Annotated in this window: 2 protein-coding genes; both read left to right on the forward strand. The window is 72.3% G+C overall.

Annotated features, from left to right (window positions below):
- Window positions 1-3,843, forward strand: a 3,843-nt coding sequence (locus tag AB0411_RS37280) for a type I polyketide synthase (protein ID WP_437044489.1), incomplete at its 5' end; no start/stop codon positions are given.
- A 49-nt stretch (window positions 3,844-3,892) separates the two neighbouring features.
- Window positions 3,893-22,842: type I polyketide synthase (locus tag AB0411_RS37285; RefSeq protein WP_366421674.1), on the forward strand; the 18,950-nt coding region annotated here is incomplete at its 3' end.

Below are 22,842 nucleotides of genomic sequence, written 5' to 3' on the forward strand. Positions count from 1 at the left end.
TCGCTGGGAGACCCGATCGAGGCGCAGGCGCTGTTGGCCACCTACGGTCAGGATCGGGACGCCGAGCGGCCGTTGTGGCTGGGGTCGGTGAAGTCGAACATCGGGCACACGCAGGCGGCCGCGGGTGTGGCGGGTGTCATCAAGATGGTGCTGGCGTTGCAGCACGGCGTCCTTCCGCAGACCCTGCACGTCGATGAGCCGTCGTCGCATGTGGACTGGTCGGCGGGGGAGGTGCGGCTGCTGACCGAGTCGGTGCGGTGGCCCGAGACGGGACGGCCGCGCCGTGCCGGTGTGTCCTCCTTCGGCATCAGCGGCACCAACGCCCACACCATCATCGAAGAGGCACCGGCAACCGACGACATCACGGAGTCCGCCGCGGAGCCGTTGAAGCTCCCGGCAGTGCCCTGGGTCATCTCAGGACGTGACGAGGCCGCCTTGACGGCACAGGCGCACCGGCTCCTGGCGCACCTCGACACGTTCCCGTTGGATGCCTCCGATGTCGGCTATTCCCTGGCTACGTCGAGGGAGATATTCGACCACCGTGCGGTGCTGCTCGTCGACGATCACGAGACGGCCGTACAGGGGCTGACCGCGCTCGCCGACGGCCGAAACGCTGCCGGCGTGGTGCGCGGAGACAGGGGGCAGGGGCGGACCGCATTCCTGTTCACGGGGCAGGGGGCGCAGCGACTGGGCATGGGCTGGGAGCTGTACGACACCTTCCCGGTCTTCGCGGACGCGTTCGACGCGGTATGCGCCTGTTTCGACGGCGAGTTGGAGTCGTCCCTCCGGGGCGTGGTGTTCGGCGAGGATGCGGAGGCGTTGAATCGGACAGGTTTGACTCAGCCGGCGTTGTTCGCGGTGGAGGTGGCGCTGTTCCGGCTGGTGGAGTCCTTCGGCGTCCGGCCGGATTTCCTGGTGGGGCATTCCGTTGGTGAATTGGTGGCTGCGCATGTGGCGGGGGTGTTGTCCCTGGAGGACGCGTGCCGTCTGGTGGCGGCGCGTGGTCGGTTGATGCAGGCATTGCCGGCCGGCGGCGCGATGGTATCCCTCCAGGCGTCGGAGGCTGAGGTGTTGCCGCTGTTGGAGGGGCACGAACAGCAGGTGAGTATCGCCGCGGTGAATGGTCCGCAGGCGGTCGTGGTCTCCGGTGCGGAATCCGCCGTGGCGGAAATCGCGGGGCATTTCCAGGAAGACGGTCGGAAGGTGAAGCGGCTGCGGGTGAGCCATGCTTTCCATTCGCCGTTGATGGAGCCGATGTTGGACGAGTTCCGGACGGTTGCGGAGAGCGTGGTGTTTGCGCAGCCGCGTATCCCGGTGGTCTCGAATGTGACGGGTGAGCTTGCCGCTGCGGAGCAGCTGACCTCCCCCGATTATTGGGTGCGGCACGTCCGTGAGGCCGTCCGGTTCGCTGACGGTGTGCGGTGGCTGGAGGAGCAGGGGGTGACGCGGTTCCTGGAGATCGGGCCGGACGGCACCCTGACCGCCATGGCACAGGGCTGCGCAGACAGTGCGGATCTGCTCGTGATTCCCGCGTTGCGCAAGGACCGGCTGGAGTCGGAAGCCCTCGTGGCGGCGATCAGCGGCATGTTCGTCAACGGTGCGGAGGTTCAGTGGGACGCGCTCTTCCCCGGAGCACGGCGGGTTGATCTGCCCACGTACGCGTTCCAGCACGAGCGCTTCTGGCCGAGCGACCCGACGACGGTGGGGAGCAACCTCGCGGCTCAGCCGGCGGACGACGGGGCCGCCTGGTTCTGGGAAGCCGTCGAGCGCGAAGACCCTACTGCCTTGGCCGGGGAACTGGACATCGCCGGGGACGCCTCGTGGGAGGAGGCCCTGAGCGCCCTGTCGACGTGGCGGCGGCAGCAGCGAGAGCGGTCGGCGGTGGACGGCTGGCGGTATCGGGTGCAGTGGAAGCCGATCGGTGCGGCCGCCGGCAAGAAGCTGTCCGGGCGTTGGCTGGCGGTGGTACCCGAGGCCGTGACGGAGTCGGGCTGGGCCTCTTCCGTGCTGGAGGGGTTGGCGGCGTGTGGCGGCCGGGTCGAGCGGGTGGAGTGCGGCCCGGACGTGGACCGGGCCGCGCTGGCTGAGCGATGCGCGGAGTTCAAGGGCGAAGCCGTCGCGGGTGTGCTGGTGCTGCCGAGCGGGGTGGAGGAGGAATCCGCTGGTGGGGTGCCGGCGAGTGTGTGGAGGACGGCTGTCGCGGTGCAGGCGTTGGGGGATGCGGGCGTCGGCGGGCGTGTGTGGGTGGTGACGCGGGGGGCTGTTGCCGTTGGTGGGTCGGAGGATGGGCCGGACCCGGTGGGTGCGGCGGTGTGGGGCGTGGGCCGGGTGGCGGCTTTGGAGTTGCCGGATCGTTGGGGCGGTCTGGTGGATCTTCCGGAGGCCGTGGACCGTGAGGTGCTCGACCGCCTGGTCGGGGTGCTTGCGCATGGTCCGGAGGATCAGGTGGCGGTGCGGGCGTCGGGGGTGTTCGGGCGGCGGCTGGTGCATGCGCCGGCTCCTGCCGGGGACGCGGCTGGTGGTTGGCGGCCGCGCGGGACGGTGCTGGTCACGGGTGGTACGGGTGCGCTGGGTGCCCGGGTGGCGCGGTGGGCGGCGGAGCGCGGTGCCGAGCATCTCGTCCTGACCAGCCGTCGGGGTCTGGACGCGCCCGGTGCGTCGGAGCTGGAAACGGAGCTGTCCGCCCTCGGGGTGCGGGTGACGATTGCGGCCTGTGATGTCGCGGATCGGGATGCGGTCGAGGAGCTGTTGTCCGGGTGCGCCGTGGATGCCGTCGTCCATGCGGCGGGTGCGGTGGGTTCCGTGCCGTTGGGGGACGCGGACGCGGAGCACTTCGCTGAGGTGATGGGGGCGAAGGTTGCCGGTGCCGTGGTGCTGGACGAGGCCCTGCGCGACCGGGAGCTGGATGCGTTCGTGGTGTTTTCGTCGATCGCCGGTGTGTGGGGGAGCGGTGGTCAGGGGGCGTATGCGGCGGGGAACGCCTTCGTGGAGGGGTTGGTGGCGGCACGTCGTGCGCGGGGTGCGGTGGGTTGCGCGGTGGCATGGGGCCCGTGGGCCGGCGGCGGCATGGCCGACGTGGACGGCGCGGAGGAGCACCTGCTGCGGCGTGGGCTGAAGGCATTGGATCCGGCTCTCGCGGTGTCGGCTCTGGAATCGGCGGTGGGTGCGGGTGAGAGCTCGGTGGTGGTGGCGGACGTGGCGTGGGAGCGCTTCGCTCCGGCGTTCACCAGCGCCCGTCCGAGCCCGTTGCTGGAGGACCTGCCGGAGGCCGCTGACGCGGTGGGCGGCATGTCCACCGAGGCATCCGAGGACACGGGACGGACCTTCGTCGACCGGCTCGCGGGCGTTTCCCCGGTGGAGCGCTCGCAGGCCGTGCTCGACCTCGTACGCGGCCACACGGCTGCCGTTCTCGGATTCCGCGAGATGACGGCTGTGGAGCCCGTCCGGGCATTCCGGGACCTGGGATTCGACTCGCTCACGGCGGTCGAGCTGCGCAGCGGACTGAACGCCGAGACCGGGATGATGCTCCCCGCCACCTTGGTCTTCGACTACCCCACGCCACAGCTTCTCGCGGCGCATGTGCACGACACCCTGTTCGGCGCCGCGAACGCCGAGCCGGAGGCCGCCGTACTCGCTGACCTGGACCGTCTCGCCGGCGCGATTTCAGGATTTTCCCCAGAGAACGCCGCCAGGGGGCTCGTCGAGGCCCGTCTTCGGAGCATCCTGGCTGAGCTGGGCGGGGCGGCCGAGGCCGATGCGAAGTCCGCCGTGTCCCAGCAGCTGGATGCGGCCTCGGACGACGAGATCTTCGATTTCATCAATCAGGAGCTCGGCCGTTCCTGAACGCCGCTGGTGAACCGTTCCGGTCTACAACGTATGGGGCAAGTTCCACATGGCGAATGAAGAACGGCTTCGGGACTACCTCAAGTGGGTCACCGCGGACCTGCATGAGACCCGTCGGCGCCTGCAGGAGCTGGAAGCGCAGCAGCAGGAGCCGGTCGCAATCGTCGGGATGAGCTGCCGCTTCCCCGGGGGTGTGAGTTCGCCGGAGGAATTCTGGCGACTGCTGCACGGCGGAGAAGACGCCATCTCCGAGTGGCCGCAGGACCGTGGCTGGGACGCCGATGCGTTGTACGACCCGGAGGGAGACGGGTCGGGCACGAGCTACTCGTGCAAGGGCGGCTTCGTCTACGAGGCCACCGAATTCGACCCCGGATTCTTCGGGATCTCACCGCGCGAAGCACTCGCGATGGACCCGCAGCAGCGGCTGCTGCTCGAAGCGTCCTGGGAGGCTTTTGAAGGCGCCGGAATCGATCCCCTCGGTCTGCGGGGAAGCCGCAGCGGAGTCTTCGTCGGGGCCAGCGGCCAGGAATACGGCGCCGGCCTTCGCGATGTTCCCGACGATGTCCGGGGTCATCTCCTGACGGGCAACTCGACCTCGGTCGTGTCGGGGCGCGTCGCCTACGCACTGGGCCTCGAGGGCCCTGCGGTGACCGTGGACACGGCCTGCTCCTCCTCCCTCGTGGCGCTGCATCTGGCCTCCCAGGCCCTCCGGTCCGGCGAATGCACGCTCGCCCTGGCGGGCGGGGTGACCGTGATGGCCACGCCGGGTGCGTTCATCGAGTTCAGCCGGCAGCGCGGCCTGGCGGGCGATGGCCGCTGCAAGGCGTTCGCGGAGGCCGCGGACGGCACGGGGTGGGCCGAGGGCGTCGGCATGCTGGTGCTGGAGCGCCTCTCGGACGCCCGGCGCCACGGCCACCGGGTGCTGGCGGTCGTACGCGGCACCGCCGTGAACCAGGACGGCGCCTCCAACGGCCTGACCGCGCCGAACGGTCCCTCGCAGCAGCGGGTGATCCGGCAGGCACTCGGGGCGGCCGGCCTGTCGCCCTGCGACGTGGACGCCGTCGAGGCACACGGCACGGGGACGTCGCTGGGCGATCCGATCGAGGCACAGGCGCTGCTCGCGACGTACGGTCAGGACCGGGATGCGGAACGGCCGTTGTGGCTCGGCTCGGTCAAGTCGAACATCGGGCACACCCAGGCGGCCGCGGGGGCGGCCGGTGTCATCAAAATGGTGCTGGCGCTGCAGCACGGCATCCTTCCGCAGACCTTGCATGTCGATGAGCCGTCGTCGCATGTGGACTGGACCGCCGGCAACGTACGACTGCTCACCGAGGCCGTCGAATGGCCGGAGAACGGGCGACCGGGGCGGGCGGCGGTGTCCGCCTTCGGCGTCAGCGGAACCAACGCGCACGCGGTGCTGGAACAGGCACCGGAGACCGAGCCCGCACCCGAAGAAGACCAGACGGACGACGCGGCCGCCTCGGTGCGGCTGCCGGTGGTGCCGTGGGCGCTCTCGGCTCGCAGTGCCGACGCCCTCCGCGCGCAGGCCCGAAGGCTGCTCGCGCACCTCGATGCCCGTCCCGGGCACGACATTCGCGACCTCGCCCGCTCGCTCGCCTCGACGCGTGCCGCACTGGAGTACCGCGCCGTGGTCCTCGGCAGCAGCAGCGCGGAACTCGTCGCGGGACTGCACACGCTCGCGCGTGGCGAACACGCCGAGGACCTCGTGCGGGGAACGGACCGGCCCGGAACCAAGACGGCCTTTCTGTTCGCGGGCCAGGGTTCGCAACGCGTGGGAATGGGACGGGAGTTGTACGACACCTTCCCGGTCTTCGCGGACGCCTTCGACGCGGTGTGTGCGCACTTCGACGGCGAGCTGGCAGCTCCGTTGCGGGACGTGGTGTTCGGCGAGGACGCGGAGGAGCTGAACCGGACGGGGTTCACCCAGCCGGCGTTGTTCGCGCTGGAGGTGGCGCTGTTCCGGCTGGTGGAGTCCTTCGGTGTCCGGCCCGACTATCTGGTGGGGCATTCCATCGGCGAATTGGCGGCCGTGCATGTGGCGGGCGTGCTGTCGCTGGAGGACGCGTGCCGGCTGGTCGCGGCGCGCGGTCGCTTGATGCAGGCGCTGCCGGCGGGTGGCGCGATGGTCGCGCTTCAGGCCGCCGAGGACGAGGTGGTGCCGCTGCTGGTGGGCCAGGAGCAGCGGGTGAGCATCGCCGCGGTGAACGGTCCGCGGTCGGTCGTGGTCTCCGGTGAGGAAGCGGCAGTTGCCGAGATCGCCGGGCGTTTCGAGTCCGCGGGCCGGAAGGTGAAGCGGCTCCAGGTGAGCCATGCCTTCCACTCGCCGTTGATGGAGCCGATGCTCGACGAGTTCCGTGCCGTCGCGGAAAGCGTGTCGTACGAAGAGCCCCGCATACCGGTGGTCTCGAATGTGACCGGCGAACTCGCCACGCCGCGGGAACTGATGTCCCCCGACTACTGGGTGCGGCACGTCCGTGAGGCCGTCCGCTTCGCCGACGGTATCCGCTGGCTGGCGGAGCACAGCGTCGCTCGATTCCTCGAAATCGGGCCCGACGGCACGCTCACCGCGATGGCCCAGGCGTGTGCGGAGGGCTCCGAGCAGGCGGCGGTCCCCGTACTGCGGAGGGACCGGTCCGAGGCCCGGCACGTGGTGACGGCTCTTGCGCAGCTGTACGCACACGGTGCGGAACTCGACTGGGCCGCGCTCCTGCCCGGGACCCGGCCCGTCGATCTGCCGACCTATCCCTTTCAGCGTCAGCGCTACTGGCTGGCGGCGACGGCGACGGACACAGCGGCCGGGGGCGCCGCGGCCCACGCGCTGGAGGGGGCCGACACGCACCTCTGGGAAGCGATCGAGCGCGGCGACGCGGCGGCGCTGGCCGGGGAACTCGCGATCGCCGGTGATGCCTCGTGGGACGAGGCGCTGACTGCGCTGTCGTCGTGGCGGCGGCAGCGGCGTGAGCGGTCGGTGGTGGACGGCTGGCGGTATCGGGTGGAGTGGAAGCCGCTCGCTGCGCAGCCCGGTGGGGTGCCGGACGGCCGCTGGCTGGCGGTGGCGGCGGCCGGGGACGTGTCCGCCGAGGCCGTGGTGGACGGGCTGGCGGCACGCGGTGTGCAGCTTGAGCGGGTGGAGTGTGCGCCGGGGGAGACGGACCGGGGTCTGCTCGCCGCGCGGATGCGTGCGGCGGCCGGTGCGGAGCCGGTCGCCGGCGTGTTGGTGGTGGGCGCCGCGGACGCAGTGCGCACCGCGGTGCTGGTGCAGGCGCTGGGAGACGCCGGTGTCGGCGGGCGTGTGTGGGTGGTGACGCAGGGGGCCGTCGCGATCGGCCGCTCGGATGCCGGACCGGATCCGGTGCGGGCGGCGGTGTGGGGCGTGGGCCGGGTGGCGGCGCTGGAGCATCCGGACCGTTGGGGCGGTCTGGTGGACCTTCCGGAGGCCGTGGACCGCAGGGTGCTCGACCGCCTCACCGGGGTTCTCGCGCACGGCTTCGAGGACCAGGTGGCGGTGCGGGCCTCCGGCGTCTTCGGGCGCAGGCTGGCGCACGCCCCAGCCCCCGCAGGCGACGACACGGCCGACGGCTGGCGGCCGCACGGGACGGTGCTCATCACGGGCGGTACGGGCGCGCTGGGTGCCCGCGTGGCGCGCTGGGTGGCCGAACGCGGTGCCGAGCAGGTGATCCTCACCAGCCGCCGGGGCCCGGAGGCTCCCGGCGCCCCGGAGCTGGAGGCGGAGCTGTCCGCCCTCGGCGTACGAGTGACCGTGGCGGCCTGCGATGTCGCCGATCCGGACGCCGTCGGGGCACTGCTCTCCGCACACCCCGTGGACGCCGTCTTCCACGCCGCCGCCGTACTCGACGACGGCGTACTCGGCTCCCTCACGCCCGAGCGGTTCGCCGCCGTCATGCGGGCCAAGGCCGCCTCGGCCCTGAACCTGCACGAGGCGACCCGCGGCCACGGCCTCTCGGCCTTCGTCCTGTTCTCGTCCTTCGCGGGCACCATCGGTGCCGCCGGCCAGGCCAACTACGCGGCCGCCAACGCCTTCTTGGACGCGCTGGCCGAGCGGCGAGCGGCCGAGGGCCTGCCCGCCACCTCCCTCGCCTGGGGGCCCTGGGACGAGATCGGCATGGCGAGCGACGAAGCGATGGCCCGGCGCATGCGCCGGGGCGGAGTGTCCCCGCTGCGGCCGGACCTCGCCGTCGACGCCATGGAGAACGCGATTCGCTCCGGTACGCCCGGTCTGGTGATCGCCGACATCACCTGGACGGACTTCCGGGCCGCCTTCGCCGCGGTCCGCCCGAGCCCGCTGATCGGTGACCTTCCGGAGGTCCGTACCGCGGTCGAGCGCGCCGCCGGGACGGAAGGCGAGGACCACCAGTCCGACCTGCACCGGCAGCTCGCGGGACGGGAGCCGGCCGAACAGGAACGCGTACTGACCGATCTCGTCCGGTCCCACGCCGCCGGCGTGCTGCACTCCGCAGGTCCCGCCGACGTGCCGCCGCACCGGCCCTTCCGGGACCTCGGTGTCGACTCGCTGATCGCCGTGGAACTGCGGAACGCACTCAGCCTGGCCTGCGGAATCACACTGAGCGCGACGGTGGTCTTCGACTACCCGACGCCGGCGGAACTGGCCGGCTTCCTGCGCACCCGGATCGTCGCACCGGCTCACGCGGACGCCGAACAGGCGGCGGTCCCCTCCGCAGCCGACGGCGACCCGCTCGCCATCGTGGGGATGAGCTGCCGCTTCCCGGGCGGCGTCGACTCCCCGGAGGCCTTCTGGCAACTCCTGTCCGACGGCGCGGACGCCGTCGGAACATTCCCCGCCGACCGAGGCTGGGACCTGAACGCGGTCTACGATCCCGACCCCGAACACCCGGGAACCACATACGTCAATGTCGGTGGCTTCCTGCAGAACGTGGACCGATGCGAACCCGCCTTCTTCGGGATGAGCCCCCGGGAGGCGCTGGCCACCGATCCACAGCAGCGACTGCTCCTCGAAGTGGCGTGGGAGGTGCTGGAGCGCGCCGGCATCGATCCGCACTCCGTGCGGGGCAGCCGGGCCGGCGTGTTCGTGGGCACGAACGGCCAGGACTATCCGGCACTCCTGGCCCATTCCCCGGACGATTTCGACGGCTATATCGGTACCGGCAACGCCGCGAGCGTGGTGTCCGGACGAGTCGCCTACACGCTCGGCCTGGAAGGCCCGGCGGTGACCGTCGACACGGCGTGCTCGTCGTCCCTGGTGGCCCTGCACTGGGCCGCGCAGGCCCTGCGTTCCGGCGAGTGCGACATGGCGCTGGTGGGCGGCGTGACGGTGATGTCCACGCCCGGGGCGTTCGTGGAGTTCAGCCGGCAGCGCGGACTCGCTCCGGACGGACGGTGCAAGGCGTTTGCCGCGGGTGCCGACGGCACCGGCTGGGGCGAGGGCGTCGGAATGCTGCTCGTGGAGCGGCTGTCGGACGCCCGGCGGAACGGCCACCGCGTACTGGCCGTCGTCGCCGGATCCGCGGTGAACCAGGACGGCGCATCGAACGGTCTTACGGCACCCAACGGTCCTTCCCAGCAGCGGGTGATCCGCCAGGCGCTGGCGAGCGCCGGCCTGACGGCCTCGGACGTGGACGCGGTCGAGGCGCACGGCACGGGAACGGCGCTCGGCGACCCGATCGAGGCACAGGCCCTTCTCGCCACCTACGGTCAGGACCGCGACGAGGACCGGCCGTTGTGGCTCGGTTCGGTGAAGTCGAACATCGGGCACACCCAGGCCGCCGCCGGTGTCGCCGGCGTCATCAAGATGGTGCTGGCACTCCAGCACCGGGTGCTGCCGCGCACTCTCCACGTGGACGCGCCCTCGTCCCACGTGGACTGGTCGGAAGGCAACGTACGCCTGCTCACGGAGCCGGTCGCCTGGCCGCTCGACGGCGCAGCAGCGGGCCAGGTCTGCCGGGCCGGTGTCTCCTCGTTCGGCATCAGCGGCACCAACGCACACGTGGTCCTCGAAAGCGCCCCGGAACCCGCGCCCACCGCCGAGGCATCCCAGGTCTCACCCGCGCGCCCGTCCGTCACGCCGATGGTCCTCTCCGCCCGTACCGAGCCCGCTCTCCGCGCGCAGGCGGCTCGCTTGCGCGCGGCCTACGAGGCCGACCCCGAACTGGACCTGGCGGACCTGGGCTTCTCCCTCGCCACGACCCGCTCTCTGCGCTTCGACCACCGCGCGGTCGTCCTGGCGGACGATCCGGCCTCGGCAGTCCGGCGCCTGGCCGCGCTCGCCGACGGTCACCGCACACCCGGTGTCATCCGTGGTTCCCGGGCCGAGGGCCGGTTGGCTCTGCTGTTCGCGGGGCAGGGTGCGCAGCGGTGGGGGATGGGCCGGGACCTGTATGACGTGTTCCCGGTATTCGCGGACGCCTTCGACGCGGTGTGTGCGCACTTCGACGGTGAGTTGGAGTCGTCGCTGCGGGGCGTGGTGTTCGGCGGGGAGTCGGACGCAGGGACGGATGCGGAGGCGCTGCATCGGACGGAGTTCACTCAGCCGGCGTTGTTCGCGGTGGAGGTGGCGCTGTTCCGCCTGGTGGAGTCCTTCGGCGTCCGGCCGGACTTCCTGGTGGGGCATTCCATCGGTGAGGTGGTGGCCGCGCATGTGGCGGGGGTGTTGTCGCTGGAGGACGCGTGCCGGCTGGTCGCGGCGCGCGGCCGGCTGATGCAGGCGCTGCCGGCGGGTGGCGCGATGGTGTCGCTTCAGGCGTCGGAGGCGGAGGTGGTGCCGCTGCTGGAGGGCCAGGAGCAGCGGGTGAGTGTCGCTGCCGTCAATGGACCGCAGGCGGTGGTGGTTTCGGGTGACGAGTCGGCGGTTGCGGAGATCGCCGGGCATTTCGAGTCCGAGGGGCGGAAGGTGAAGCGGCTCCGGGTGAGTCATGCCTTCCACTCGCCGCTGATGGAGCCGATGCTGGAGGAGTTCCGGGCGGTCGCGGAGAGCGTGGTGTTCGCGGAGCCGCGTATCCCGGTGGTCTCGAACGTCACCGGTGAGCTTGCCGCAGCGGAGCAGCTGACCTCCCCCGATTATTGGGTGCGGCACGTCCGTGAGGCCGTCCGGTTCGCTGACGGTGTGCGGTGGCTGGAGGAGCACGGGGTGACCCGGTTCCTGGAGATGGGCCCGGACGGGACGCTGACCGCCATGGCGCAGCTCAGCCTCTCGGCACCGGATCTCCATCTGCTTCCCGCGATGCGGAAGGACCGATCCGAGGCCGAGGCCCTGCTGACCGCCGTTGCGCATGCGTTCGTGCTCGGCATGGACGTGGACTGGCGTACGTGCTTCCCCGCTGCCCGCCGGGTGGATCTGCCCACCTACGCGTTCCAGCGCGAGCGCTACTGGCCGACGCCTGCCCCCGACTCCGACCCGGGTGAGAACTGGCGGTATCGGGTGGAGTGGAAGCCGCTCGCTGCGCAGTCGGGCGGGGTGCTGGGTGGTCGTTGGCTTGCGGTGGTGGCTGCCGGGGACGCGTATGCCGAGGCCGTGGTGGAGGGCCTGGCGGCGTGCGGTGGTGTCGCGGTGGAGCGGGTGGAGTCTGCCGCGGGGGAGGTCGACCGGGGGCTGTTGGCCGAGCGGGTGCGTGAAGTGGCCGGTGCGGAGCCGGTCGCGGGTGTGTTGGTGGTGGGCGCGGCGGATGTGGTGCGCACTGCGGTGGTGGTGCAGGCGCTGGGGGATGCCGGTGTCGGTGGACGTGTGTGGGTGGTGACGCGGGGGGCTGTCGCGATCGGTGGGTCCGATGCCGGGCCGGATCCCGTGCAGGCGGCGGTGTGGGGCGTGGGCCGGGTGGCGGCTTTGGAGTTGCCGGATCGTTGGGGCGGTCTGGTGGATCTTCCGGAGGCCGTGGACCGTGAGGTGCTCGATCGGCTGGTCGGTGTTCTGGCCGATGGCGCTGAGGATCAGGTGGCGGTGCGGTCGTCCGGGGTGTTCGGGCGGCGGCTGGTGCATGCGCCCGCTCCCGTCGGGGACGTCACCGCGGGTGGTTGGCGGCCGCGCGGGACGGTGCTGGTCACGGGTGGTACGGGTGCGCTGGGTGCCCGGGTGGCGCGGTGGGCGGCGGAGCGCGGTGCCGAGCATCTCGTCCTGACCAGCCGTCGGGGTCTGGACGCGCCCGGTGCGTCGGAGCTGGAGGCTGAGCTGTCCGCCCTCGGGGTGCGGGTGACGATTGCGGCCTGTGATGTCGCGGATCGGGACGCCGTCGAGGAGCTGTTGTCCGGGTGCGCCGTGGATGCCGTCGTCCATGCGGCGGGTGCGGTGGGTTCCGTGCCGTTGGGGGACGCGGACGCGCAGCATTTTGCCGAGGTGATGAGGGCGAAGGTTGGCGGTGCCGTGGTGCTGGACGAGGTCCTGCGCGACCGGGAGCTGGATGCGTTCGTGGTGTTTTCGTCGATCGCCGGTGTGTGGGGGAGCGGTGGTCAGGGGGCGTATGCGGCGGGGAACGCCTTCGTGGAGGGGTTGGTTCAGGCACGTCGTGCGCGGGGTGCGGTGGGTTGCGCGGTGGCGTGGGGTCCGTGGGCCGGTGGGGGGATGGCCGGTGTGGAGGGTGCGGAGGCGCATCTGCTGCGCCGTGGCCTGAGGGCGCTGGACCCTGACCTTGCTGTCTCGGCGTTCGAGGCGGCGGTGGGTGCGGGTGAGGTTTCGGTGGTGGTGGCCGATGTGGAGTGGGAGCGCTTCGCTCCGGCGTTCACCAGTGCCCGTCCGAGTCCGTTGCTGGAGGACCTGCCGGAGGTGCGGGCAGCGTTGGCCTCCGGGGCCGCGACCGCGGGTGCGGGTTCTGGTGTGGTGCGGGGGCGGCTGGCGGGGCTGTCGGCTGTCGAGCGGGAGCGGGCGCTGCTGGAGCTGGTGCGTACGCACGCCGCAGCGGTCCTCGGCTACGCCACATCCGGCGACCTCGACCTCGGGGGCACATTCAGGGACGTGGGCTTCGACTCGCTCACTGCCGTGGAGCTGCGCAACGGGCTGAATGCCGAGACGGGCTTGCGGCTTCCCGCCACCTTGGTCTTCGACTATCCGACGCCGGCTGACCTGGCGCGTTACCTGGACGATGAGTTGTTCGGGGCCGGGACGGACGTGATGTCCGGTCTGCCGGTGCCCGCGTCCACCTCGGACGATCCGGTGGTCATCGTCGGGATGAGCTGCCGGCTTCCGGGTGGGGTCGCCAGTCCTGAGGACCTGTGGCGATTGGTGGCCGGGGCCGAGGACGCGATCTCCGGATTCCCGACGGACCGCGGCTGGGACCTCGATTCCCTCTTCGGGAACGACGCCGGCCAGGCAGCCGCGAGCCGAACGCGCTCGGGCGGTTTCCTGCACGATGCCGCGCAGTTCGATCCGGCGTTCTTCGGTATCAGCCCACGTGAAGCGGTGGCGATCGACCCGCAGCAGCGACTGCTGCTGGAAACCTCCTGGGAAGCTCTCGAACGCTCGGGCGTCAGCCCCACTGCGGTCAAGGGCAGCCGCACCGGTGTCTTCGTCGGTGCCGGCAGTTCGGGCTACGGGGCCGGGCTGCGGGAGGCTCCCGAAGGGCTCGGAGGGCACTTGCTCACCGGAAGTTCGGGCGCTGTGGTGTCGGGCCGGGTGTCGTATGCGCTGGGTCTGGAGGGGCCGGCGGTCACCGTGGACACGGCGTGTTCGTCGTCGCTCGTGGCCCTGCACCTGGCGGTGCAGTCCCTGCGCTCGGGCGAATGCGACCTCGCCCTCGCCGGTGGTGTGACGGTCATGGGCAACCCCGGAGCCTTCGTCGAGTTCAGCCTTCAGGGCGGTCTCGCTGCTGATGGCCGGTGCAAGGCGTTCTCGGATGCTGCGGACGGCACCGGTTGGGCCGAGGGCGCCGGCGTGCTGGTGGTGGAGCGGCTGTCGGATGCGCGGCGTAATGGCCACCGGGTGTTGGCTGTGGTGCGTGGCAGTGCGGTGAATCAGGACGGTGCGTCGAATGGTTTGACGGCGCCGAACGGTCCGTCGCAGCAGCGGGTGATCCGGCAGGCGCTGGCCGGTGCGGGACTGTCGGCGTCGGATGTGGACGTGGTCGAGGCACATGGCACGGGGACGTCGCTGGGTGACCCGATCGAGGCGCAGGCACTGCTCGCGACGTACGGGCAGGACCGGGGTGAGGACCGTCCGCTGTGGCTGGGGTCCGTGAAGTCGAACATCGGTCACACGCAGGCCGCCGCGGGTGCGGCCGGTGTCATCAAGATGGTGCTGGCCTTGCAGCACGGCATCCTCCCGCGGACCCTGCATGTGGACGAGCCGTCCTCGCACGTGGACTGGTCGGCGGGTGACGTCCGGCTGCTCAACGAAACCGTGGCGTGGCCGGCGGGGGAGCGGACGCGTCGAGCCGGTGTCTCGGCGTTCGGCGTGAGCGGCACCAATGCGCATGTGGTGATCGAGCAGGCTCCGGTGGAGGAGAGCGCGGAAGCCGGGCCGGTGGACGTCATCGGGGGCGTGGTGCCGTGGGTGGTGTCTGCGCGGAGCCGGGAGGGGCTGCGGGCGCAGGCGCAGCGGTTGTCGGCGCATGTGGAGGCCCGGCCCGAACTCGGCGTGTCCGAGGTGGGGTTCGCCCTCGCCACGACACGTTCGGCGTTCGAGCACCGGGCCGTCGTCCTCGGCACCGAGCGCGCGGAACTCCTTGCAGGCCTCACCGCCGTGGCAGAGGGAACGGCTGCGGTCAACGCCGTAACGGGTGCGGTGGACACCGGAGGGCGACTGGCTCTGCTGTTTACCGGGCAGGGTGCGCAGCGGCCGGGGATGGGGCGTGAGCTGTATGACGCGTTCCCGGTGTACGCCGATGCCTTTGACGCCGTCTGTGCGCACTTCGACGGTGAGCTGGCTTCGCCCCTGCGGGCTGTGGTGTTCGGCGAGGACGCGGAGCCCCTGAATCAGACGGGGTTCACTCAGCCGGCGTTGTTCGCCGTCGAGGTGGCACTGTTCCGGCTGGTGGAGTCGTTCGGTGTGCGGCCGGACTTTCTGGTGGGGCATTCCATCGGTGAGGTGGTGGCTGCGCATGTGGCGGGGGTGTTGTCGCTGGAGGACGCGTGCCGGCTGGTCGCGGCCCGTGGACGTCTGATGCAGGCGCTGCCGGCGGGTGGCGGGATGGTCGCCCTTCAGGCCGCCGAGGACGAGGTGCTGCCGCTGCTGGTGGGCCAGGAGCAGCGGGTGAGCATCGCCGCGGTGAACGGTCCGAAGTCGGTCGTGGTCTCCGGCGAGGAAGCGGCAGTTGCCGAGATCGCCGGGCGCTTCGAGTCCGAGGGCCGGAAGGTCAAGCGGCTCCAGGTCAGCCACGCCTTCCACTCGCCGCTGATGGAGCCGATGCTCGACGAGTTCCGTACGGTCGCCGAAAGCGTGACCTACGCCGAGCCCCGTATCCCGGTGGTCTCGAACGTCACGGGCACCCTCGCCACGCCCCAGGAGCTGACGTCCCCCGGCTACTGGGTGCGGCACGTCCGTGAGGCGGTCCGCTTCGCCGACGGCATCCGCCGGCTGGCGGAGTACGAGGTCACCCGGTTCCTGGAGATCGGACCGGACGGCACCCTCACCGCCATGGCGCAGGGCTGCCTCGACAGTGACGCGGATCTGGACGCGGATCTGAACGCGGGCGAGGTTCTCGTCCCCACCCTCCGTGGCGACGACCGCGGCGAGATATCCGCGATACTGACCGCCGCCGGGCGTGCATTCGCCCACGGCATCACCATCAACTGGCCGACGTTCTTCCGGACCACCACCGAGGGCACCACCCCCACCCCCATCGACCTTCCCACCTACGCCTTCCAACACCAGCCCTACTGGCTTGAGGTTCCGTCGACCACCGCGGATGCCTCGTCGATCGGCCTTGCCGCGGCCGAGCACCCGCTTCTCGGGGCGACGGTGTCCCTGGCCGGTGGCCATGAGGTGGTGCTGACCGGGCGGCTCTCGCCCCGTACGCAGCCGTGGCTTGCCGAGCACCGGATCGCCGGTGCGATCGTCGTCCCGAGCACCGCACTCCTGGAACTGGCAGTGCGTGCGGGCGATGAAGTCGGTTGCGCGTACATCAGGGAACTCGCCCTGGAGGCGCCGCTGGTGCTCGCCGAGGAGGGTGCGGTGCAGTTGCAGCTCCGCATCGAGGACCCGGACGCGTCCGGTGACCGGGCGCTCGGTGTGTACGCGCGTCCCGTGACGGTCTCGGCCGATGCGCCATGGACGCGGCACGCGAGCGGTGTCCTGGCGGAGAGCGGCCCGTCGGAGGCCTTCGACTTCGCTGCGTGGCCGCCGGCCGGCGCGGAGCCCGTGGACATCGACGACCTGTACGACCGGCTGACGGCGGCCGGGTTCGACTACGGCTCGGCCTTCCACGGTGTGCGGGCCGTTTGGCAGGGGGCCGATGGCGTCTACGCGGAGGCCGCACTGCCGGACTCCGCGGCGGCCGGGGAATTCGCTCTCCATCCCGCGCTGTTGGACGCGGCGCTCCATCCGCTGGGCCTCGGTCTGCTGGACGGTGTGGCCACGGAGGCCGTGCTGTTCGCGTGGAGCGGCGCCTCGCTGCAGGCGGCCGGTGCGAGCGCGCTGCGGATCCGGCTGGCCCGCCGCGGGCCCGACGAGGTGTCCCTCCAGGCCGCCGACGGCACCGGGCAGCCGGTACTCGCGGTCGAGTCGATGCTGCTGCGCAGGGCCGGTGAGCTGCGGGAGGAGCGGACGCCTTCGCTGCCGGCTTCCCTGCTCCGTCTCGACTGGGCACCGATCGTCGTGGCAGGGGGTGGGGAGTCGGACGGCGGCGAGGGCGCGGCGGCGGATGCCGATGTGCCGCGGCTGACGGTCGTGGGGAGCGACCCACTGGGCCTGGCCCGGACACTGGGCACACACACCGCAGAGGTCGTGGAGGCCGCTGCCGACGCCACGGCGGCCGCGACGACCGGCACCGTGCTCGTGACCGGTCTCGCCACGCTCGCCGAGGCGCACACCGCCGTCAGCGCGTTCGGCGAACGGCTGGTGCAGGAGCCGGCGCCGGCCCGCCTGGTGTTCGTCACCCAAGGCGCCCTCGCCCTCGGTGACGAGGCACCGGACGCGGCGGCCGCCGCCCTCTGGGAAGAGCTTCGCGTCCTCCAGGCCGACTACCCGGGCCGGATCGTGCTCGTGGACGTCGATGACGACCTCGACTCCCACCGGGTGCTTGCGGCCGCGCTCGCCACGGACGAGTCCGAGCTCGCGGTCCGCAGGGGTGAGGTGTCGGCCGCGCGGCTCGTCAGGTGTGCCTCCAGCACCGCCACCGCCCTGGACGTGGAGCCCGGAGGAACGGTGCTGGTCACCGGCCCGTTCGCCGGACAGGTCACCGCCGCCCTCGACTCCCGGGGAGACATCCGGACCGTCGCCTACCCGGACCAGGACGCGGCAGCGGACGCCGGCCAGGATCCCCACCACCTGCAATCAGCCATAGCCGCGGCCCGAGCGACCGGGCGCCCGCTCAGCGCCCTCGTGCACACCGCCGACCTCGGCCGGAGCCGCGATGTCGAGACGGCTCGCGCGCTCGATGAGCTGACCCGCCGCACCGGTGCGGACGGTGCTCCGCCCGCGTTCATCCTCCTCGGCATCGGCGGCCCGGCCGCCGCTCCGTCGGGCGGGCAGCTGGCCGCGCTCGCCCACCGCCGGGCCGGCGCCGGCCTGCCGGTGCTGGCGCTGCTCCCGCCGTCCGGCGCCGAGACGCCGGGGCTGTCGCCGGTGTCGGTGGAGGAGACCGCGGCGCTGCTGGGTGCGGCCCAGGCCACCGGCCGGACGGTGCTGCGTCCCGCGCGGGTGGACCGCGCCGCGCTGCGCGGCTCCGCGACCCCGCTGCCGGCCGTCCTCAGCGCGCTGGCGCAGGGCTCCGGGCGCCGGATCGCCACACGTGAGCAGGCCACCGCGGCCTCCGGCCTGGCGCGCCACCTCGCGGGGAAGGGCGCGGCCGAACGCGGCCGCGCGCTGCTCACCGTCGTCCGTACCCAGGTCGCCCACGTCCTCGGCTACGCAGGCCCCGACGAGGTGGAGCCCTCCCGGAGCTTCACCGACCTCGGATTCACCTCCCTCACCGCCGTCGAGCTGCGCAACCAGCTCCGGGCGGCGACGGGGATGGCGCTGCCCGCCACGCTCGTCTTCGACTACCCGACCCCGGTGGCGCTCGCCCGCTACCTGGACACCGAACTCACCGGAGAAACGGGCGACGTGCTGCCCGTGGCGTCCGGCGCGCCCGTCGACGACGACCCCGTCGTCATCGTCGGGATGAGCTGCCGCTACCCGGGCGGGATCCGCACCCCCGAGGAGCTGTGGGAGCTGGTCGCCGCGGGTGGCGACGGGATCTCCCCGTTCCCCGCCGACCGGGGCTGGGACCTCGCCGGCCTGTACCACCCGGACCCGGACCACCCGGGCACCTGCTACACCCGCGAAGGCGGCTTCCTGCACGACGCGAGCCACTTCGACCCGGGCTTCTTCGGCATCAGCCCGCGCGAGGCGCTGTCGATGGACCCGCAGCAGCGGCTGCTCCTCGAAGCGTCGTGGGAGGCCCTGGAGCGCTCCGGAATCGACCCCGCGGCCGCCCGTGGCACCCTCACCGGCGTCTTCGCGGGCGTCACCTACCAGGACTACATCGGCATCCTCGGCGGAGCGCAGGAGAGCTTCGAGGGGTACGTCGGCACCGGCAACTCGCCCAGTGTGCTGTCCGGGCGGATCGCCTACACCCTCGGCCTCGAAGGGCCGGCCGTGAGCGTCGACACCGCCTGCTCGTCGTCCCTGGTCGCCCTGCACCTGGCCGTCCAGTCGCTCCGTCAGGGCGAGTGCGATCTCGCGCTCGCCGGCGGTGTGACGGTGATGTCCACCCCCGGCTCGCTCATCGAGTTCAGCAGGCAGCGGGCGCTCGCCGAGGACGGCCGGTGCAAGCCGTTCTCCGCCGATGCCGACGGCGCGAGCTGGGCCGAGGGCGTCGGGATGGTGGCGGTCGAGCGGCTGTCCGACGCCCGGCGCAACGGGCATCCCGTCCTGGCCGTCATCCGTGGCAGCGCCCTCAACCAGGACGGTGCCTCCAACGGCCTCACGGCTCCCAACGGCCCCTCCCAGCAGCGCGTCATCCGCCGGGCACTGGCCGCCGCCGGCCTGGGCCCCCAGCAGGTCGACGCCGTCGAGGCGCACGGCACCGGGACCACCCTCGGCGACCCGATCGAGGCCCAGGCACTGATCGCGGCCTACGGACAGGACCGTGACGAGGACCGTCCGCTGTGGCTCGGCTCGCTCAAGTCGAACATCGGACACAGCCAGGCCGCCGCCGGCGTGGGCGGCGTCATCAAGATGGTGATGGCGCTGCGCAACGGGCTGCTGCCCAGGACACTGCACGCCGACGAGCCCAGCCCGCACGTCGACTGGACGGCGGGCCATGTCCGGCTGCTCAACGAGGCCGTCACCTGGCCGGACGCGGCCGAGCCCCGCCGGGCCGGCGTCTCCTCGTTCGGGATGAGCGGCACCAACGCCCACGTCATCGTCGAGGAGGCACCCCGGCAGCCGGCGCCGCGCGAGACCCCGGCGGGGTCCGCCCTCCCCGTCGTGCCGGTGCCCTTGTCGGCGCGCAGCGAGGAGGCGCTGCGCGACCAGGCCGCACGGCTGCGCTCCCACCTGCTCGCCCGGCCCGGCGAGTGCGACCTCGGCGGTCTCGGCTTCTCGCTCGCCACGACCCGCTCCGCCTTCGAGCACCGGGCGGTGCTCGTCGCGGCCGACCGGGACGACCTCGACCGCGGCCTGCGCGAGATCGCCGAGGGCGCGATGGTCTCCGACGTGCCCCGCGGCGTCGCCCGCGACGGCAGCGCCCGCCCCGTCCTGGTCTTCCCCGGCCAGGGCAGCCAGTGGGCCGGTATGGCACGCGAACTGCTCGACACCGCACCGGTGTTCGCCGAGCGGCTGGCCGCCTGCGAACGTGCCCTCACCCCGTTCGTCGACTGGTCGCTGACGGCCGTCCTGCGCGGCGACACCGACGCACCCGACCTCGAACGAGTCGACGTCGTCCAGCCCGCGCTGTGGGCCGTCATGGTGTCGCTCGCCGAGCTGTGGCGTTCCTACGGGGTCGAGCCCGACGCGGTCGTCGGACACAGCCAAGGAGAGATCGCCGCCGCCTGCGTCGCCGGGGCGCTGACCCTGGACGACGGAGCGCGGGTGGTGGCCCTGCGCAGCCGGGCCCTGACCACCATCACCGGAAGCGGCGGCATGATGTCCGTCCAGCTGGCCGCCGCGGCGGTGCGCGAGCGCATCGAGCCGTGGGGCGAGCGGCTGTCCGTCGCCGCCGTGAACGGCCCCGCCTCCGTCGTGGTCTCCGGTGCCGCGGACGCGCTCGACGAACTGTTCGCCGCGCTGACCGCCGACGGTGTGCGGGCCCGCAAGGTGTCCGTCGACTACGGCTCGCACTCGGCACAGGTCGAGCCGGTGCGGGCCCGGGTCCTCGACGCCCTGGACGGCATCAGTCCGGCCGAGGCCACCATCCCGTTCTTCTCCACGGTCACCGGCCAGTGGCAGGACACCACCGGCCTCGACCCCGACTACTGGTACACCAACCTGCGGCGGACCGTACGGTTCGAGGACGCCATCCGCGCTCTGGTGGCCGCCGGGCACCGCGCCTTCATCGAAGTCAGCCCGCACCCCGTGCTGTCCGGCGGGATCCGCGACTGCGTGGACGCGCTCGGCACCGACGCCGCCGTGCTCGGCACCCTGCGCCGGGACGCGGGCGGCCCCGGCCGGTTCCTCACCTCCCTCGCCGAAGCACATGCCCAGGGTGTGGCCGTCGACTGGACCGCCGTCTTCGCGGGCACCGGCGCACCCCGCGTCGACCTGCCGACCTACGCCTTCCAGCGTGCGCGGTACTGGCCCCAGGCACGCGAACTGGCCGCCGTCGACAGTCCGGACGGGCCGCTGTCCGACGCCGTCGAAGCGAAGTTCTGGGAGAGCGTCGAGAAGGAAGACCTCCAGGCGCTGACCGACACGCTCCACCTGGACGGCGACGATCCGCTGAGCGCCGTACTGCCCGCGCTCTCCTCGTGGCGCAGGAACAGCCGCGAGAAGTCCACCGTCGACGGCTGGCGCTACACCGTGCGCTGGTCACCGCTCGCCGAGCGCACCGCCGCCGTCCTGCACGGCACCTGGCTGCTGGTCGCCCCCACAGCGGCCTCGGAAGACGCCGCCGGCCGGGTCGCCGCCGTACAGGACGCCCTCACGGCACACGGCGCCCGGGTACGTCTCGTCGGCCTGACTCCCGAGGACGGCACCGGCCGCGAACGGACCGCCGCACGGCTGCGCGAGGCGCTCGGAGACGACGACCTCACCGGAGTCCTCTCGCTCCTCCCGCTGGACGAGCACGCCCACCCCGCACACCCCGCTGTGCCCCTCGGGCTGTCCGGGACCCTGTCCCTGGTCCAGGCACTCGGCGACCTCGGCATCGTGGCGCCCCTGTGGTGCGGGACCCACGGAGCGGTCGCCATCGGCCGGTCCGAGTCCGTCACCCACGTCCACCAGGCCCTGGTCTGGGGCATGGGCCGGGTCGCCGCCCTGGAACACTCCGACCGCTGGGGCGGACTCATCGACCTCCCCGAGACGCTCGACAAGCGGGCCGCCGACCGCCTCTGCGCCCTCCTCGCCGGCCCGGACGGCGAGGACCAGATCGCCCTGCGCGGCTCCGGAGCCTACGGCCGCCGGCTGGTACGCGCCCCCCTTGCCGGCACACCGGCGCAGCGCACCTGGCGGCCCCGCGGCACCGTCCTCGTCACCGGCGGCACCGGAGCCGTCGGCGGCCACATCGCCCGCTGGCTGGCCCGCGAAGGCGCCGAACACCTGCTGCTCACCAGCCGCCGCGGCGCCGACGCACCGGGCGCGGCGGAACTCGAAGCCGAACTCACCGCGCTCGGCTCCCGCGTCACCCTCGCCGCCTGCGACGTCGCCGACCGCGACGCGCTGCGCGACCTGCTGGCAGCCGTCCCCGAGCAGTACCCGCTCGACGCGGTCATGCATGTCGCCGGCTCCCTCGACGACGGCGTGATCGAGTCCCTCGACCCCGGCCGGATGGACACCGTGCTGCGCGCCAAGGTCACCGCGGCGCTCAACCTCCACGAGCTGACCCGGGACCGGGACCTGTCCGCCTTCGTGCTCTTCTCCTCCACCTCCGGCACCATCAGCGGCCCGGGCCTGGGCAACTACGCCCCCGGCAACGCCTTCCTCGACGCACTCGCCGACCGGCGCCGCGCCGAGGGGCTCCCCGCCACCGCTGTGGCCTGGGGCCACTGGTCCGGAGACGGCATGGGCGAAGGCGCCGTCGGCGACCGACTCCGGCGCTACGGCGTCTACGACATGCAGCCCGAACTGGCCTGCGGCGCACTCCGTCAGGCCCTCGACCACGACGAGGCCTACGTCTCCGTCACCGACCTCGGCTGGGACAAGTTCACCCCCGCCTTCACCGCCTCCCGCCCCAGCGCACTGCTGCGCGACCTCCCGGACGCCCAACGCGTCCTGGAAACGGCACAGGAGAGCGACGACACCGGCTCGGACGCCGCCAAGCTGCTCCAGCACCTCGCCGGACTCTCCGCGCCCGAACGCGCGGCCATGGTCCTGGACGTGGTCCGCAGCTATGTCGCCACCGTGCTCGGCTACGCCGGTCCCTCCGCGGTCGATCCCGAACGCGCCTTCAGCGACCTCGGATTCGACTCGCTCAGCGCCGTCGAGCTGCGCAACGGCATGAACGGCATCACCGGTCTGCGGCTGCCCGCGACCCTCGTCTTCGACTACCCCACCTGCGCGGTGCTCGCGGACTTCCTCCTCGCCGAACTGTCCGACACGGCACCCCAGGACGGCTCCGCGCCGGCAGCGGCCGCCGTGCCGGCACGACAGGCGGAGTACGACGACCCGGTGGCGATTGTGGCGATGAGTTGTCGGTTCCCTGGTGGTGTGGGGTCGCCGGAGGAGTTGTGGGGGTTGTTGGTCGAGGGCGGGGAGGGTGT

The organism is Streptomyces angustmyceticus (assembly GCF_040701845.1).
Lineage (GTDB): Bacteria > Actinomycetota > Actinomycetes > Streptomycetales > Streptomycetaceae > Streptomyces > Streptomyces angustmyceticus_A.